The sequence below is a fragment of the Candidatus Aegiribacteria sp. genome (assembly GCA_021108005.1).
In the GTDB taxonomy this organism is placed as follows: Bacteria; Fermentibacterota; Fermentibacteria; order Fermentibacterales; family JCC-6; genus Aegiribacteria.
Genome location: JAIORS010000104.1, coordinates 55665 through 71398 on the forward strand (window position 1 = coordinate 55665; position 15734 = coordinate 71398).

17 protein-coding genes are annotated in these 15734 nt (G+C 46.2%); 3 read left to right on the forward strand and 14 right to left on the reverse strand.

The window, feature by feature from the left end; genetic code table 11:
• Positions 1-44 precede the first annotated feature (44 nt).
• The 5 genes from K8S15_06195 to K8S15_06215 form a co-directional block, all read right to left on the reverse strand.
• The gene (locus tag K8S15_06195; GenBank protein MCD4775629.1) at positions 45-1232 is read right to left on the reverse strand and encodes an isocitrate/isopropylmalate dehydrogenase family protein; all 1188 of its coding nucleotides are present in this window, start codon (positions 1230-1232) and stop codon (positions 45-47) included.
• Between the two features lie 121 nt (positions 1233-1353).
• A complete protein-coding gene (locus K8S15_06200) occupies positions 1354-2112 on the reverse strand; it encodes a class I SAM-dependent methyltransferase (protein ID MCD4775630.1) in 759 nt (252 codons plus the stop codon).
• Positions 2109-2531 (reverse strand): DUF523 domain-containing protein, encoded by a 423-nt coding sequence (locus K8S15_06205; GenBank protein ID MCD4775631.1) that lies wholly within the window; start codon positions 2529-2531, stop codon positions 2109-2111. The genes K8S15_06200 and K8S15_06205 overlap by 4 nt, the downstream gene beginning before the upstream one ends.
• Positions 2532-2585: 54 nt before the next feature.
• Positions 2586-3410 (reverse strand): M23 family metallopeptidase, encoded by an 825-nt coding sequence (locus K8S15_06210; GenBank protein MCD4775632.1) that lies wholly within the window; start codon positions 3408-3410, stop codon positions 2586-2588.
• A 101-nt stretch (positions 3411-3511) separates the two neighbouring features.
• Positions 3512-4354, reverse strand: a complete 843-nt coding sequence (locus K8S15_06215; protein ID MCD4775633.1) for an RNA polymerase sigma factor RpoD/SigA — start codon at positions 4352-4354, stop codon at positions 3512-3514.
• 177 nt (positions 4355-4531) lie between these two features.
• Between K8S15_06215 and K8S15_06220 the strand changes: the two genes are divergently transcribed.
• The 3 genes from K8S15_06220 to K8S15_06230 are packed head-to-tail and all read left to right on the forward strand — an operon-like array spanning position 4532 to position 7094.
• Positions 4532-5554, forward strand: a complete 1023-nt coding sequence (locus K8S15_06220) for a class I SAM-dependent methyltransferase (GenBank protein MCD4775634.1) — start codon at positions 4532-4534, stop codon at positions 5552-5554.
• Positions 5551-6516, forward strand: a complete 966-nt coding sequence (locus tag K8S15_06225) for an NDP-sugar synthase (GenBank protein MCD4775635.1) — start codon at positions 5551-5553, stop codon at positions 6514-6516. The genes K8S15_06220 and K8S15_06225 overlap by 4 nt, the downstream gene beginning before the upstream one ends.
• 11 nt (positions 6517-6527) lie before the next feature.
• Positions 6528-7094, forward strand: coding sequence for an SIS domain-containing protein (locus K8S15_06230; protein ID MCD4775636.1), 567 nt, complete (start codon positions 6528-6530; stop codon positions 7092-7094).
• A gap of 5 nt (positions 7095-7099) precedes the next feature.
• Here K8S15_06230 and K8S15_06235 read toward each other — a convergent pair whose 3' ends face one another.
• The 9 genes from K8S15_06235 to K8S15_06275 all read right to left on the reverse strand — a co-directional run.
• On the reverse strand, positions 7100-7522 hold the full coding sequence (locus tag K8S15_06235) for a zinc-ribbon domain-containing protein (GenBank protein ID MCD4775637.1): 423 nt from the start codon (positions 7520-7522) through the stop codon (positions 7100-7102).
• Positions 7519-8679: a pyridoxal phosphate-dependent aminotransferase gene (locus K8S15_06240; GenBank protein ID MCD4775638.1), complete on the reverse strand. Its 1161-nt coding sequence runs from the start codon at positions 8677-8679 to the stop codon at positions 7519-7521. The genes K8S15_06235 and K8S15_06240 overlap by 4 nt, the downstream gene beginning before the upstream one ends.
• 3 nt (positions 8680-8682) lie before the next feature.
• A complete protein-coding gene (gene coaD, locus K8S15_06245) occupies positions 8683-9186 on the reverse strand; it encodes a pantetheine-phosphate adenylyltransferase (GenBank protein MCD4775639.1) in 504 nt (167 codons plus the stop codon).
• Positions 9183-9719, reverse strand: a complete 537-nt coding sequence (locus tag K8S15_06250; GenBank protein MCD4775640.1) for an RsmD family RNA methyltransferase — start codon at positions 9717-9719, stop codon at positions 9183-9185. Before K8S15_06250 ends, coaD begins: the two co-directional genes overlap by 4 nt.
• A 12-nt stretch (positions 9720-9731) precedes the next feature.
• A complete protein-coding gene (gene pilQ, locus K8S15_06255) occupies positions 9732-11483 on the reverse strand; it encodes a type IV pilus secretin PilQ (GenBank protein MCD4775641.1) in 1752 nt (583 codons plus the stop codon).
• Positions 11483-12895 carry a hypothetical protein gene (locus K8S15_06260; GenBank protein MCD4775642.1) on the reverse strand — a complete coding sequence of 471 codons (1413 nt, stop codon included), beginning with the start codon at positions 12893-12895 and terminating at the stop codon, positions 11483-11485. Before K8S15_06260 ends, pilQ begins: the two co-directional genes overlap by 1 nt.
• A gap of 17 nt (positions 12896-12912) precedes the next feature.
• Positions 12913-13470: a type 4a pilus biogenesis protein PilO gene (locus tag K8S15_06265; GenBank protein MCD4775643.1), complete on the reverse strand. Its 558-nt coding sequence runs from the start codon at positions 13468-13470 to the stop codon at positions 12913-12915.
• 49 nt (positions 13471-13519) lie between these two features.
• Entirely contained in the window at positions 13520-13948 is a 429-nt protein-coding gene (locus K8S15_06270; protein MCD4775644.1) for a hypothetical protein, read from the reverse strand.
• Positions 13945-15734 (reverse strand): pilus assembly protein PilM (locus K8S15_06275; GenBank protein MCD4775645.1); only part of this gene is annotated, 1790 nt, incomplete at its 5' end. The genes K8S15_06275 and K8S15_06270, both read right to left, overlap by 4 nt.

Genomic DNA, 15734 nt, shown 5'->3' on the forward strand with positions numbered 1-15734 from the left:
ACCCGCAGTTCCCGGAGCCAAGGTTCGAACTGTAAGAAATCCGGTTAGTTTATCGCACTGATTATAGCATCCGTCATTTCAGCTGTGCTTGCTGCACCGTTCTCAAGAACATCCGGAGATCCTCTCAGTTTCAGCATATCATAACTGCGTACTCTTCCTTCGGCTATCACTGTTTCAACAGCTTTCCTGATCTTTACGGCCTTTTCCGTCTCACCAATGTGATCAAGCATCATGCAGGAGGAAAGTATCATTGCCATGGGATTCACAATTGAAACCTTGTAGTCCGCATATTTGGGAGCTGAACCATGTGTAGGCTCGAAGACCGCTACTTCCTCGCCGATATTGGCACTGCAGGCAAATCCGAGGCCTCCTACAAGCCCGGCGAATCCGTCGGATACGATATCACCGAACATGTTGCCGGAAACGAGTACTCCATAGTTCTCGGGATTCTTTGTAAGCCACATCATCTGAGCATCGATGTTCGTCTCCCAGAGATCTATATGAGGATACTTCTCCGAGATTTTTTTTCCCTCTTCCCTCATCATACCGCTTGTTTCGCGGATAACGTTGGGTTTCTCACATATGGTAACGCTCTTGTAACCAAATTTGTCCGCGTGTTCAAACGCAGCTGTAAGAATCCTTCTGCAGGCGTTTCTTGAGAAGATCCGGGTTGATACAGCAAGATCTTCCCTTGGAACATCGGCGAAGTTCTTCTTGAATTTAGGATGGCTCATAAGGGCATCGTACACGTTGTCCGGGGGGTTGGTCCACTCCACTCCACCGTAAAGCCCTTCCGTATTCTGCCTGAAAATCACTACGTCAACCGGTGGCTCCTCTATCGTGTTCCCCGGCCCTTTTCGGATGAAGTTCAATGGGTTGCCTTTGAAGGCTTTGCAGGGTCTTATGCAAATATCGAGATCGAAATGCTGCCGCATGGCGACTATCGGGCTGTAATAGACAAGCCCTTTGTCCCTGAGAGAAGGATCAAGAGCATCCAGGGCTTTGTCCTTGGGTTTTGAGGTAATGGCTCCAAAAAGGGCAATTTTATGTTTTTCAAGCAGATCTATTGTTCTGTCAGGGAGGGGATTCCCTTCCTTTTTCCAGAATTCCCATCCGATATCTGCATGAACGTAATCAGCCTCGAATCCGACAGCTTCAAGAACTCTAAGAGTTTCATCAAGCACTGCACCTCCAATACCGTCTCCGGGCATTGTTACTACAGTTCTCTTCATCCGTTACTCCCTTCAATTTGCATTTACTACGAACTATCAACCCGGCAAAGATACATACAAGTTAAGTCGGAGAAAACCCCGCATTAAATCCAACCGATAAGCAGCATGTTAATCACTGAAGTTATTTTTCGTCCCTCTCGGCCAGTACAAGAAGCCTTGGTGAACAATCCGCATCCCAGGGAGAAAGGTCATAATCACCCCAGATAGTAATAATTTTCAGTCCCTCGTTCCTGATATCAAAAAGCAGCTCTCCAGTTGATATGAGAGCCAGTTCAAGTCTGATGTCTATCCTTTCATCAGCTACGGCAGTACCTGAGTATTCCATGTCGAATACTATCAGGCCCCTTTCCAGATCATGGCTTACCGATTCGACAAGTCTCTGCGAAGTACCGTTCTCATTGAAATCGTATCTCTCTTTTCTACTTTCCCGCTCGCGAATGTGGAACCTTGGACAGGCTTCGGCAAGAAATCTCCCCCCGGATTTCAATACTGAGCTTATCTCCCGTAGAGCCAGCTTCCTTTCATCTCGCTTCAGAATGCAATGGATACCATTGTATGGAAATAGAACCAGATCCAACGTAGAGTTCTTCAAAGGGATGTTCTGTGCGATGGCCCTTATGCGAGATGTACGGTGCTGCAAACCCGGAGGCCATGAATTCATCATCGATTCGGAAGGTTCAAGAGCAATGACCTGTGAGCCGTCATCAAGATATTCCGTCAACCTGCCGTCACCGGCTCCGAGTTCCATACATTTCCCGGGGTGTTTCTTTCGAAAGTTCTGGTAGAATTGGATTTCCATTGTATCCGGAGGATATATTTTTCTCTCCTCGAATGAAAAGAGAGGACCGTACTGCTCCCAGAGAAGTACTTCCGGATTCAATCCACCGCCTCCACCTTGAAACCGGACCTAATCAGAGCTGCTGCCGCGACTCCTGGCATGTTGTCTCCGCAGCTTATTCCACAGGAGGGGCTTTTCTCTTTGAGATAGATTATCTCAGGATTCAATACTGAGGCGTACCTGACCGAAAGATCAGCGCCTTTAACGAATTCATCCGTAACGTCTCCCTTAGCGTCCCTGAGAATTACCGATCCTGTTCCATCAAGAACCGCAAAGCCATCACCACCGGATAAAATTGCCGGTTCTCTCGGTGTAGTCAGGCCACCGAGTTTTTCCGGACAGAAGGGTACACATTCCCCGGAATGAAGCATCCTGACGAACCTGTCAACAGGTTTTGATCTACCATCGTATCTGCAGGTTATACCGCACAGGCAAGCACTTACAAGACTGATGCCACTCATGAATGTTTTTCCTAATCAGTTTCACTATACCGAAGTATTTGTGATGAAATCCGGTTAAAAGATTGCTGAATCTGATCCCTCCCGGATGATGTAATCCTCCGGATCAACCTGAACTCCATCAATCAGAACTTCGTAATGAACATGCGGGGCAACCGATCTGCCCGTTGATCCCACTCTCGCTATCAGATCTCCCCTGTCAACTTCCTGACCAACAACAGTACACGCTGCCGAACAATGAGCGTATCTGGTAGAAACCCTTTCCGAATGCCTGATGACGATGTTCAGACCCCATCCACCGGTCCAGCCGGCAAAAACAACTCTACCGTCCGCAGGGGCATATATCGGTGTTCCTGCAACGCATGCAAGATCAATTCCTTTATGTATTCGTACAGCTCCCGTAAATGGATCTATCCGAGGCCCAAAATCGCTTACAAAAATGCCATCTACAGGCCAGATGGATGGAATGTGCGCCAGTTCGCTTTCCTTTTCCATTAAATATCCGGCAAGGGAATCGTAGGCCATCAGTTCAGCATCGGCCAATCTCTCCATGAGCATTATTTCCATTTCCATATCATCTATATACCTGAACATGTTATCACCCGGTGGTTCGTTCACAGGAACATTCTTTGGAAGAAGTACAGAAAAATCAAGGTTAAGCCCGGCACCTGCGACAAGAACCTGTTCCTCCCTGGTTACGATTTCTTCAAACCGTGACCGCAGGTTCATTACACGTTCCGAAAGCTGGTACAATTCCCCGCGAACAAGTGTGATTTCATCATGCCTTGTATCGCATGACCGGTTTACGGTGTTCATACGGCCTAATTGAAAAAACAGAGCCGAAATACCGGTTAGAAGAAGCGCTGAAAAAAGGATCAGCATCCTTAACCGGCCTGCAGTGAGTACGAATTTCTTACCGACCTTACTGGATCTCTGGGGTATCCAGTGAATGGTGCCTATTGGCATAATAGAATCCCGCTTCTCTATTTCAGGTAAAGGAGCAGGTTTTTACTGTCGGTTTTGTCGTTAAGTTTGGAAATAGCCCTGTTCTTCAGTTGCCGTACTCTCTCACGGCTTATGCCCATCGTTCTTCCTATCTCCGCAAGTGTATGTCTTCTATCAGTGTTTATCCCGAAGAACAGCTGGATTATCGTTCTTTCGCGCTGATCAAGAATGTCCAGCATTCCCGAAACGCTTCTCTTCATGGCAGTCTGGACTACTGCTTCATCGGGCGGAATATCATCGTCGTCGGAGATCATCTCCTGGAAAGTCTTGTCACTACCTTCGTAAACAGGGCTGTCAAGGGAAAGGTGCGTACTGTGTATCGACATCATTCCTTCAACATCACCCCTGGATACGTCAAGTTCATCGGCAATCTCATTCGTTGAAGGATTCCTGCCGAGAGAATGTCCGAGTTCTCTTGCTGCACGGCCCATTTTGTATAATTCTCCAACACGATTCAACGGAAGACGAACTATTCTTGACTGCTCCGCAAGAGCCTGAAGAATAGCCTGTCTTATCCACCAGACCGCATAGGTTATAAAGCGGCATCCCTTGCTTTCATCGAATCCCTTCGCGGCCCTTATCAGTCCAACATTCCCCTCGTTGATAAGGTCTTCCAGGGCAACTCCCTGGTTCGCGTACTGCTTTGCGATACTGACTACGAACCTGAGATTAGCTTCTGTAAGTTCGTTGAGGGCTTCCTGTTCTCCCGAACGGATGCGTTGGGCAAGGGAAGCCTCCTCCGCTGAGGAAAGTGTTTCTTTACTACCTATTTCTCTAAGGTACAGTTCCAGTGATCTTCCTTCTGTACGCTTTGTTGCCAAAACAGCCGCCTTTCACGTGCAATATACAGTCTCACATGTTATAATTCAGAAAAAGATAGAAGGTTCCTGTTACAATTCAAATCGATATGTAGTAGCCTAATCTGTCAAGGGGTTGACAATTGTCAACCCCTGACATTGCAGGTCATTGTTATTTTACCATATATGAAGTTCTATCTATTGAACACATCTGATATTCTTCACGTTTTACAGCCGTTCGTACTCCCGGGAGTTGACGGATCAAGGGGAAGGGCGATGGACTGGAGCAGTTTACCAAGAGAAAAGACAGAATGTATCCTCTGCGGATCCAGTTCAAAAAAACTTCTCAGCGTACAGAATTCATGGCCGGTTGTTCGCTGCAGAGAATGCGGTCTCGTATATCTTTCAGAGAGACCAGCTGAAAAGGCTCTTACCGATATATACAGCAAATCCTATTACGAAGATGGAGATGTCGGATACAAGGGTTACATTGGAACATTTGAAAAATATCATGACACGTTCATGAAGATCTTCAACAAACGTCACAAAGATCTTCTTCATCATGCCAGGGGAAAGCGGCTCCTTGAGATCGGCTGCGCATATGGATTTCTCCTTGATTATCTCCGCGAAAGAGAATGGGAAGTGACAGGCGTTGAAATAAGTCCTCTTTCTTCAGCATTCGCCCGGAATGAACTGAATCTGAATGTGCATACAGGGAGTGTTGAATCCCCTTACCTCGAAGAGCACTCCTACGATATAATTCTTTTGCTTGATGTCCTTGAACATCTTCACAGACCCTTTGATGTGCTCAACCGGATAAAAAAACTGCTTGCCCCCGAAGGTATTCTGGTTGTGCAGTGTCCATGGGAGCTTTATCACTGGGAGGAGATCGCTGAAGCTCTTCTCAGGGGAATGAAACCCGGTACTATCGAACCGGATTCGGTACCTGCCCATCTCTACTTCTTCCAGCCCCGGACCCTTGAGGCTGTTCTGAGAAAGGGAGGGTTCAGAATCCTTGCAAGACAGTCGGGGAATTACGGTTCTATCAGGAGACTGGTCAATCCACCTGCAATCAGTTTGCGCAATCCTTTAAAGGGATTTTTCCGTTTTGTCTATTTCCGGCTTGGTCTGCAGTGTTTTCTTTATGAAGCAGCAAGATTAGTGCGTCTTGGAAGCGGCATTATCAGATACGCCGTATCTGACAGTGAGAATTCAACGCAATGAAGGCAATGGTTTTATGCGCTGGCTACGGCACAAGACTGCAGCCTCTGACGGATATTGTTCCAAAACCTCTTGTGAGGATAGCAGGTTTTACTCTTATCCATGACATACTTCTTCACCTGGCTTCAGAGGGAATCGATACAGCTGTTGTAAACGGCTCCTGGAAGGCGGATATGCTTGAGGATTACCTGAAAAACACTGATCTCCCTCTGAGAATCCTGTTCCAGAGGGAAGATAAACCACTTGGTACAGCCGGAGCGGTCCGGAAAGCCCTTCCACTCCTTGGGGAAGAATTTCTTGTTGTCTACGGAGACAATCTTACAAGACAACCAGTAGCACCGCTTTTAAAGCTTCATTCACGGTTGGATTCCGAAGTTACAATTGCCCTCGCTCCTACAGGAGAACCCTCCAGCAAGGGTATAGTCCTGACAGAACCCGACGGAAAGGTATTGAATTTCCGTGAAAAACCTCCCAACGAGGTTGCTAAGTCAAATCTTGCTAATTCAGGTTTATACGTCTGCAGAAGATCAGCAGTTGAGCATCTGCGCGAAGGAGATTTTTCCGATTTCGGAAATGATGTATTTGCCCTTCTCCTTAAGGAAGGAAGAATCCTTGCCGCTGATTCTCCGGGAGGGTACACAAGAGATATCGGGACTGGAAATAGCTATCTTATTGCCTGTCATGATGTTCTATCCGGTAGACTAACACCGTATGCGAACAATGGTAATATCCGGAATGGCAAATTAATCGAAAACAGCCAGACCTACGATGATATCGAACTCAAAGGTACAATATGGATTGAAGAGGGCTCTCTGATCTCAAAAGGTTGCACTCTTGAGAATTGTGTTATACTTTCCGGCTCGACCATCGGCTGGAACTGCGCATTGAAGAATTCGCTTGTAATGCCAGAAACAGAAATACCTGAAGGCACCATAGCTGATGATAAATATCTGAAAGTGTTCTGATTGGAGAAAGCATGCTGAAAGAAATACGCACATATCTTAACCAGGTAAGTGCTCTCGCTTTGAAGATCCCATCGGAGAATATTGAAGAGCTGGTCGGAATCATACTTAAGGCTTACGAGAATGGCAGAAAGATCTTTGTTTTCGGTAACGGTGGAGGATCGGCCACTTCAAGTCATTTTGTCTGTGATCTCGCGAAGGGTACCGTAACTCCGGGAAAACCAAGATTGAAAGCTATCAGTCTGTCAGTAAATATTCCTCTTATAACCGCATGGGCGAACGATACCGATTACACTAATACATTCGGCGAACAGCTCAAAAATCTTGTTGAAAAAAAAGATGTAGTTATCGGCCTTTCCGGAAGCGGAATGAGCCCTAATGTCATAAACGCTTTCAGAGTAGCCAATAAAGCAGGCGCGATATCTGTACTGTTTTCGGGTTTCAATGGTGGAGAAGCTGTAAATATCGCTAAGAACTCAATAGTAGTCCCCAGTGATGATATGCAGCAGATCGAAGATATCCATCTGATACTCTGCCATATAGTATTCAGAATGGTTCGTGATAGAATCAGTGAAGGTTAACCGGGTCAGGAGTAGTCCTGGCTTCTGAAAACCTTTTCTCCATCGGCAAGGTACTGATTCAGCGCATCGCTGAAGATATCAGGATTACTTTCACTTTGCTCTGGAAATCTGCTTTTCCATAAATCCCAGGATTTCTGAATCTCCTGATTCATAACCTCGGGCAGGTTTCCGTCTTCTCGGGCTTCATCTATCAGATCCTGGTTATAAATAAGTATATCGCTTGCAAGAACTCTCGCAAATCTTGCAGCTCTCTGTTCCGGAGTATCATCCTCGAGAGGTACCTCTGCTGTTCCTACCATTCCACTTTTTGGAGGATTGATAATAAAGATCTCTGAACATTTTCTGCATCGAAAACGTTTCGGCGAGTCTCCGATCTTTTTTTCGGGAATATTGTATTTACAGTTACAACTGGGACAGGTCACTATCATGTGTTATACCTCCTGTGCAGAAATCTTCTCAATCTTTTCACACCTTCCCGAATATCATCATCGGATGCCGCAAAGGATAATCTGATATATCCTTCCGCTCCAAACGCAGAACCCGGTATGACAGCCAGACCTTCATTGTCCAGAAGTTCATTACAAAAACTCTCAGTATCAATCTCAGTACATACAGTCAATCGGGGAAACACGTAAAACGCCCCTTCCGGTCTCTCAAATTGTAAGTCATCTTCGACCGAAAGTAAAGAACACATCAGATCCCTTCTTCTCAGGAAGCATCTGTGCATTTCTTTTCTTTCACTCTCGGCTTTGCCTTCAAGCGCTGCCAGTGCAGCCCACTGGGAAATGGAACATGGGTTTGATGTGGAATGAGCCTGAAGTACACCGGAGATTTTTGCCCATTCAACATTTGTAAGCGAGTACCCGATGCGCCATCCCGTCATTGCGTAGGTTTTCGATACACCCGATACAACAGCGGTCCTCTTCTTTAGTTCCGGTCTGTAATCAAGTATATGGGGAGTTCCACCTTCGATGTAAACAAGATCCTCGTAAATATCATCCGAGATAACCCACATATCGGTCTCAACTATTGCATCGGCTATGCTTTTAATTTCATCTTCGGATGGAACGTAACCGGAAGGGTTCGAAGGGTAGTTGATCAGAATACCTACTGCGCCCTGGTCCGAAGCTTTAAGTATTTCTTCAGGATTGATATTCTCTTTCGGATATACGGGTATCCCTCCTGAAGCCTTGACCATCTCAGGATAACTGACCCAGTACGGCCTTGGCAGTAATACTCTGTCTCCAGGATTAATTGCGGATCTGATGAGATTCGCCAGGCCATGCTTCGCGCCATTGCTTACAACCACATTCTCAGATTTCCATTCAATGTTCCTTCTTGCTGAATAGCTCCTCGCTACAGCTTCTTTCAGTTCAGGGATTCCGGTGCTTGCAGTGTACCCGGTTTTTCCTTCCCGTATTGCGTTAATACCGGCCCATGCGATTGGCGCAGGCGTTGGAAAATCAGGTTGTCCTGCGGAAAGTGATACTATATCCCTTCCCGATTTCTTCAATTCCTTTGCCTTCGCGCTCAATTGAAGTGTAGCTGAAGGCGATAGTGACATTATGGTTCTTGAGTAATTCATAAGTCATCCATTCGTTGTATCAGATCGGTGTCCAAAATAGTCCAATAAAGCTCTTTCTACGCAGGTTGTAACCATTGTTGAAAGGTCTCCTCCATATTTCGCAATCTCTTTTACAAGTGTAGAAGATAAATACATCATATCTTCCGAAGGCATAAGATAAAGCCCCGTTATCTCAGGTGCCAGTCTTCGATTCATCAGCTGCATCTGAAACTCGTATTCAAAATCTGAATTGGCTCGAAGACCTCTTATGAAAGTGTGATAATCCATTGTCTTCATATATTCAATCAGCAGTGAATCGAATGCGGTTACCTTTATACTTTTCATCCCGGTCTCATCAAGGGATTCCCTGATAAGCCTTACCCTATCTTCAACAGGGAAACAGAGTGATTTTGAAGAACGGGTCACAACGGCAATTTCAATGTCACTGAATATCCTTCCTGCCCTTCTGATTATATCAATATGTCCGAGAGTTAAAGGATCAAATGTGCCAGGATAGACTATTTTCATCGTACATCCTTCATTCTTTTCCAGTTCAGGTAACTGTCTCCGTACTTCCTTCTGTTCCAGTTTTTCCGCATAGCTGTTTCAGGTCCGCATTCAACGAAAACAGTTCCATGCGATGACAGGATACTGTTCCAATCCAGGGAACTTATCCATTCGTACAACCTGTTGTATTCATATGGAGGATCGATGAAAACAACATCAGGCACGGAATCCATTCTGTTAATATAATTCTTAAAATCTCCAGTGATGATAGTAGCTTCATCATCGGAATCGTGCTCACTGAGGAAACCACGGATGAACGATGCTGAACGGGGATTCCTGTCGATAAATACACAATGCGAAGCTCCCCAGCTCAGGGCTTCAAGTCCCACAGCCCCGCTGCCGGCACAGAGATCCCATACAACAGCGGAATCTATGAGATCCCTTCCAGCTATATCCAGAAAAGCGCCACGAACCAATGATGAAGTTGGCCTGCACAGTTTGGAAGAAGGGCGGAGAATGTGACCTTTCCACTTTCCCCGCCCCAGTCTGATCACACTGACCTCGTTTTAGTAAGGCCTGATAATGTGCGGTGTAACGAATATTACAAGTTCCGTACTGTCCTCACGTTCGGAGTTATACGAGAAAAGCAGATTGCCGAGTAAGGGTATATGACCAAGTATCGGGATTGCCCTTCTGACAGTTGTACGTTTGCTTCTCATTATTCCGCCGATAACAGCTGTGGAGCCGTCGTCTATCATAAGCGTTGTATTTGCGCTTTGAGTCAGGATTATTGGCTGCTGCGCAGATGTAGCTTCTCCTGAGAGTTCGCTTACAACAGGATTGAGCTCAAGAGTTACATTATTGTCAGCGTTGATATGTGGCGTAACCGTGAGTTCAACTCCAATACTGTACATCGATATATAAACGTTATTACTCTGGTCCTTCAGAGTTAGCGGTATTTCCTTACCGGACATAACTGTACCGGTCATATTGTCGATAATCGCTATTCTCGGTTCCGACAGGATATGCGCGTGATTCTGTGATTCCAGCATCGAAAGAGTCGCGTTCACATCGAACATGCTCGTAATCGTACCGAAAGAGATCGAACCAGTCGGGTCACCAACTGCAAGACCGTTGGAACTTGCACTGCCTCGAGCGAGATTATTTGACCTTGCAAGGTTCCCGAGAGACCAGTCAATACCCATTTCATTCGCATAGCTGGCATCTATCTCGACCAGTTTTGCCTCTATCATGACCTGCGCGGTAGGGCTGTCAAGTACCGGAAGAAGTCTGCCTACTTCCTCTAGTTTGTACGGTATATCCGTGATAATTACGGAGTTTGTTCTGTTATCAACAGAAATCTGGCCTCTTTCGGAAAGAGCGGTGGCGAGAGCGCTGTTCACACTTTCCGCTGTGGCATACCTTATTACGAATATTTCTGTCTGGAGGTCCTGGAGATTCTCTCTTTCATGACGGGTAGAAGCCATCTGGTTTATCTCCGTATAGAAACTTTCTCTGGGCATTACCCTCAATACGTTACCCTGCATGCTGGCTACAAGGCCCTGTGAATTAAGAATTGCGGTCAGAGCATCTCTCCAGCCAACGTTATGCAGCCTTGCAGTAACAGACGCAGTATAGTCTTCCGGAAGCATTATGTTCAATCCACTGACATCTGAAATCGCACGTAAAACTGTCCTCAGACTTGCGTCCACCACATCGATTGTTATGCTTCGTCCGCCTACTCCTGACCATTCCACAGGGAACCCGTCATCTACTTCGCGATGTCCTTCACTTATACGGATACCCCGTGAAGAGGTCATGATAGACTGTCCCGAAAGTGTTGAGTGTGCCGGAGAGGATAACGGCGCCACATCTCCGCCCGTAATTACCGGCACAACGTATTCTGAGGTTGCTGACCATGCGGCAAAAGGTATGCCGGTGGGGTCTGTCTGCATCTCGAGAATGAGTTGTCTCCCATCGAGTGAAGCACTGTAGTTGAGAAGTTCGCCGTTAACGTCGATGATCAATCTTACAATACCTTCAGGTGGAGCTTTGTACTGGCTCGTTCTGATAGAGAGAACACCTCCCCTGTTTATGGAATAGTCCATAGAGGGGAGCGAATGCACAGCATCGCCAATATCCAGAACGATCCTCATCGGATCGGTCAATAAGAATCTCTCGTACGAAATCGCATCATCGGCGGTTATTGTAACCAGGGTTACGTCGCCGCTGGGTACTACCGAGATATCGGTAACCCTGTACGCTGCCGCCGGCAATGCCAGCAGCAATAGGAGACTACATACAGTTAACAGACGCATTACAAACCACCTTCTTCATGAAGACGCAGAGAGTAAATGGTTGGGATTGTGGTCTCCCCTCCACCTCTCGCGCTATAATCAACTATTACATCCTGAATTACAATAACTTCACTACTGGTAATCTCAGCAACATGGGAATTATTAGCGAGAACAGTTTCTTCGTAGAGTATGTACGGAACACCAAGCCCATCTTCAACCATAGCCAGATCACCGCCAACGGGATCAAGTGCTATTCCAACCAGCCTGAATTCCTCGATAGAGATTTCATTAAGATTCCTTCTGGCATCTCTTTCCTCATTTGAAAATTCCGTGAACGGGTCAGGCCTGATGGAAACCGATTCATATATCCTGAATGTTCCTCCACCAGCTTGAATTATGTCATCCACAGAATCTGTCGATCCCTGCATCCCGCTGGCGCTCTGTCCTGCCATAGTGCAGGATACCCGCTGGGTTTCATAATATGGAAGGCTGGTTTCAACTTCACCAAGGCCGGAATATACTGTAATTCCGAGGTCATCGAATGCCCAGACAGGTTCCTGGAAACCTTCCATTGCAAACAACCTTGATGGCTCAAACGAAGGAGCTTCAGCTATCACATCACCCGGTGACATGATCGTTGATATCCCGTTCTCCGCCAATACAAGGCCTCCATCGTACAGCCGGCCATCTGAGTGATAGTTCCATTCGCCCTGTGAAGTTCTCACGTAAATAGTATCGTTTACCCCCATGAACAGGATATTGTCCGACGAAGCAAGAATATCTCCTTCGGGCGATTCCTCGAACTGCCAGAGAGCAACCGATGGATCAAAAAGCGCAATTCCACCGCCTTCAATGCTGAATATCCAGTCCGGTCCTATCCGCTGTAGGTCGCCCCGTGGATTCAACTCTTCAGAACTGGAATAAACCGTAAAATCGCCTTCCTTCCTGATAGCCAGATCTCCGTTCGATCCCAGAATGGCAACATCACTATTACTGGATGCAAGCTCCATCGGAGAGAAACCGTCCGGAAGTGATTCGTAAACCGCTTCGCAGTTTCTTTCGTTGAAGACAATGTATTCGGTTTCCGTTACTAATGAAGGTGTCTCTCCATTCAGATCGAAATCAAGAACATTGCTGATGTCTTCAAGGTGATAGGCATTCCACCTTCCGTCTGTTCTGTTGAACTTGAGAAGGCTTCCCCCCTCGAAAAGCAGCCATGCTGAGTTTTCTCCAGCCTCAGCCATTACAGGTGAGGACTGAGACAGGGCCATTTCAATCCAACCGTGAATATCGGAATTCGATACAACCGTTATGGATGAACCTGAATGATCAACCATTGAAGTATCTTCATCTCCGTTTTCGCCACAGCCGAACATCAGGAAAACCGCAGCTGCTGCAAGAAGGGCTGTGTAAGTCAATCTTGATACTCTCATATCTTCTGCTCCCTTCCCTACGGCTGGACGAAGGCTGAAACTGTGAAATTCGCCTCCATGTTATCGTAGCTTCCGTCTGAAGCCTTCTTCTGTATTACAGTCAGATCTGAAACCGAAGTTATCATCATCTGCTGAGTCAACTGATCAAGAAAAACACCAAGTCTATGAAATCGTCCAGAGAGCTGAACCTGCCATCCGTACACAAGATAATCCCCCTGCGTACTTGGCGGAAGAGGAGTGAGAGTATTAATCTGCAAACCGCTGTTCTCCGCATTCTCCGTCAGCATATCCAGTACTTCATCCTGGTCGTAGCTTCTGGGAAGATATCTATCGAGTTCAGCAAGCTGTTGATTAAGGCGGTTGATCTCCTGTTCGGTTATTGCCATATCCGATGCGGTTCCCGACTGGAGTGAACTGAGTTCGGCTCTTTTCATATTCAAATTCTGTTCGGCCCTCTCAATTTTCTCAGTTATTTCGGAAGAGAACTCCCTGGGATATAGATATAGCAGAGCCGCTACAAGAAGAACACCGACTATTAGAATATAGGACCTGGGGTCTCTGAGATAGGCATTCATACCGTAACCCCCTCGTATATTAACTGTTCATATATAATTAAGTATCCCATCAGTTAGACCCGCCGAGTTTACCCTCTGTAAACATACTCAGATCAATATCGTATAGATTAAGCGTATCTCCACCGAAAACGGTGAAGATCGAGTCTTGAGATGATCCTACGCCGCCACCGTAGTTATACTGATTTAATCCAGAATACGCCGTAACACCGAATTTAACTGCTCCGGTAATGCTGCATGAAGTGTCAGGATACATCTGTATCTCGAACCAGAACCTTCCGTCGGCTCCCGTGTTTGTTACGTACGATTCAGGTGTACCAAATGTCATAACGCCAATACCTTCAGCAAAGGTTGTATGGGATGTGTCGGCAAAGATCAATCCTCTAACGTAAACCCTGGTATCATCCATTCCCACCGGGTTACATCCTGCAATTGCCAGTACAACCAGCAGACCTAAAACTGAAATTGCGAATATTTTCATGATTCCTCCCCTGTGTTATCAGGATGATCCTCCGTATTTGAGGATTCTTCAAAAGCTTCCATTAACGCGCTTGTATCACCTGCAAATTCTCCCACCAGGGATGCCAATGCAGAGGAATTTACTCCAATTATCATATCAAAATTGTATCGTCTGCTTCCGGTTCTGCTTGCCTCTGAAGCAAGTGTATAAGTCTGTCCGTAATCGTCAAGAGTGAATAGCGAAGTTCTGCCATCCGGCATGATCTCAACTACATCACGTTGAAATTCGATTATATCACCCCATGTTTTAGCAACTCCCGAAATTCGGACTTCCGTTAAACCAAGGGCAAGACTGGTAAGGTAGATACCTTTCTCAGTCTGGGTTCCGGGAATGACTTCATCGGGATAAATCGCTCTGCAGAGATACTCAATAATGTAAACTGAGTATTTCTGATTCAGCGAAAGACCCAGTATCTGTTGACGCTTTCTGTCAACGGACGCACTCAACCTTTCAGCCTCGGCCTGCTGATCCAGTTGAATGCCCAGCAGCGAAATCTGTTCCTGGACCTGCTCGATCTCATTATTAACTGTCACTTCCCGTTCCTTGAGATCCTGATAGTCCATATAGGAGATTACTCCGGCGGCAATAAGACCTATAAATGGCAGTATGCAGATAATGGTAAGCAGGGTTGAGTTGACTTCCGTGGCTGATGTAGCACCTGAAGGTTTTCTCTTTTTGCCCTCGGGTTCTTCAAGAATGTTGATGTCAACCATGCATGGTTCAAATCCCCTCAGCGCAAGACCCGTAGATACTGCAAGTATAGCGCCGACAGAATCGAGTTCACTGTCACTAATGACATCTTCAGGTATTGTTATGTTTCTGAAGGGTTGAAAGTGCTCAACCGGAAGTCCATGCTGTTCGCTGAGTATTGTTGCCAACCCAGGCATAAGTGAGCAACCTCCGCTTATGTACATCTTGTCAATTCGCGAATTTTCACCCGATGCCTGATAAGTTATGAATGACCTTCTTATACTCGTTGATAGTTCTTCTATAACCCTTCCTATAGCCGTATGGACTTCATCGGATGATATCCCATCCGGAACATTGCCCTTAAGTACCCCAAGAGCAACCTCATACTCAAGCCCAAGAGACCTCTGAAGAGCTTCCACGAACCTTGAACCTCCAATCGAAAGATCCCGGTTGAAACTTGGAAGGCCATTTCTGATAACTATCATGTTCGTTACTTCAGCGCCAATGTTAAGTATTGTTACGCATTCATCTCCGCTGGGCCTGTACGCATGCTGATAAGCCCTCTGTAGCGAGAACTGCTCAAGCTCTACTGTAGCTGGTTTAAGACCTGCACCTTGCAGAATTCCCCTGTGAAGGTCGACAACTTCCTTCTTTGCAGCTACAAGAAGAACTTCCATCTGTCCCGGAGATATCTCAGGGTTAATGATCTTAAAATCAAGACTGACCTCATCTATCCTGAATGGAATGTGCTGTTCGGCTTCCCACTGAATAGCCTGACGGGCATCCTGCTCCGACATTTTCTCCATTGGGATTCTTCGAACAATTACACTTCTTCCTGACACAGCACTATGGATGTTCTTGTTACTTGATTTTATACCCGCCTGTCGGACTACATCATGAACCGTATCAATCAGATGCTCACGGTTGACAACTTCTCCATCGACAATCGTGCCAGGAGATAACTCCTGTATAGCATAACTCAAGAGGGTCAGAGCTTTGCTGGATCCTGCCAATTGGACTACTTTGATTGAATGGCTGCCGATATCAAGACCAACAG

What these genes read in the sequence shown, in the direction of transcription:
- K8S15_06270 (MCD4775644.1), bottom strand. Translation starts at nt 13,948, where the DNA reads ATGAAAATATTCGCAATTTCAGTTTTAGGTCTGCTGGTTGTACTGGCA.
- K8S15_06210 (MCD4775632.1), bottom strand. Translation starts at nt 3,410, where the DNA reads ATGCTGATCCTTTTTTCAGCGCTTCTTCTAACCGGTATTTCGGCTCTG.
- K8S15_06225 (MCD4775635.1), top strand. Translation starts at nt 5,551, where the DNA reads ATGAAGGCAATGGTTTTATGCGCTGGCTACGGCACAAGACTGCAGCCT.
- K8S15_06195 (MCD4775629.1), bottom strand. Translation starts at nt 1,232, where the DNA reads ATGAAGAGAACTGTAGTAACAATGCCCGGAGACGGTATTGGAGGTGCA.
- coaD (MCD4775639.1), bottom strand. Translation starts at nt 9,186, where the DNA reads ATGAAAATAGTCTATCCTGGCACATTTGATCCTTTAACTCTCGGACAT.
- K8S15_06260 (MCD4775642.1), bottom strand. Translation starts at nt 12,895, where the DNA reads ATGAGAGTATCAAGATTGACTTACACAGCCCTTCTTGCAGCAGCTGCG.
- K8S15_06205 (MCD4775631.1), bottom strand. Translation starts at nt 2,531, where the DNA reads ATGAGTGGCATCAGTCTTGTAAGTGCTTGCCTGTGCGGTATAACCTGC.
- K8S15_06230 (MCD4775636.1), top strand. Translation starts at nt 6,528, where the DNA reads ATGCTGAAAGAAATACGCACATATCTTAACCAGGTAAGTGCTCTCGCT.
- K8S15_06240 (MCD4775638.1), bottom strand. Translation starts at nt 8,679, where the DNA reads ATGAATTACTCAAGAACCATAATGTCACTATCGCCTTCAGCTACACTT.
- K8S15_06235 (MCD4775637.1), bottom strand. Translation starts at nt 7,522, where the DNA reads ATGATAGTGACCTGTCCCAGTTGTAACTGTAAATACAATATTCCCGAA.
- K8S15_06265 (MCD4775643.1), bottom strand. Translation starts at nt 13,470, where the DNA reads ATGAATGCCTATCTCAGAGACCCCAGGTCCTATATTCTAATAGTCGGT.
- pilQ (MCD4775641.1), bottom strand. Translation starts at nt 11,483, where the DNA reads ATGCGTCTGTTAACTGTATGTAGTCTCCTATTGCTGCTGGCATTGCCG.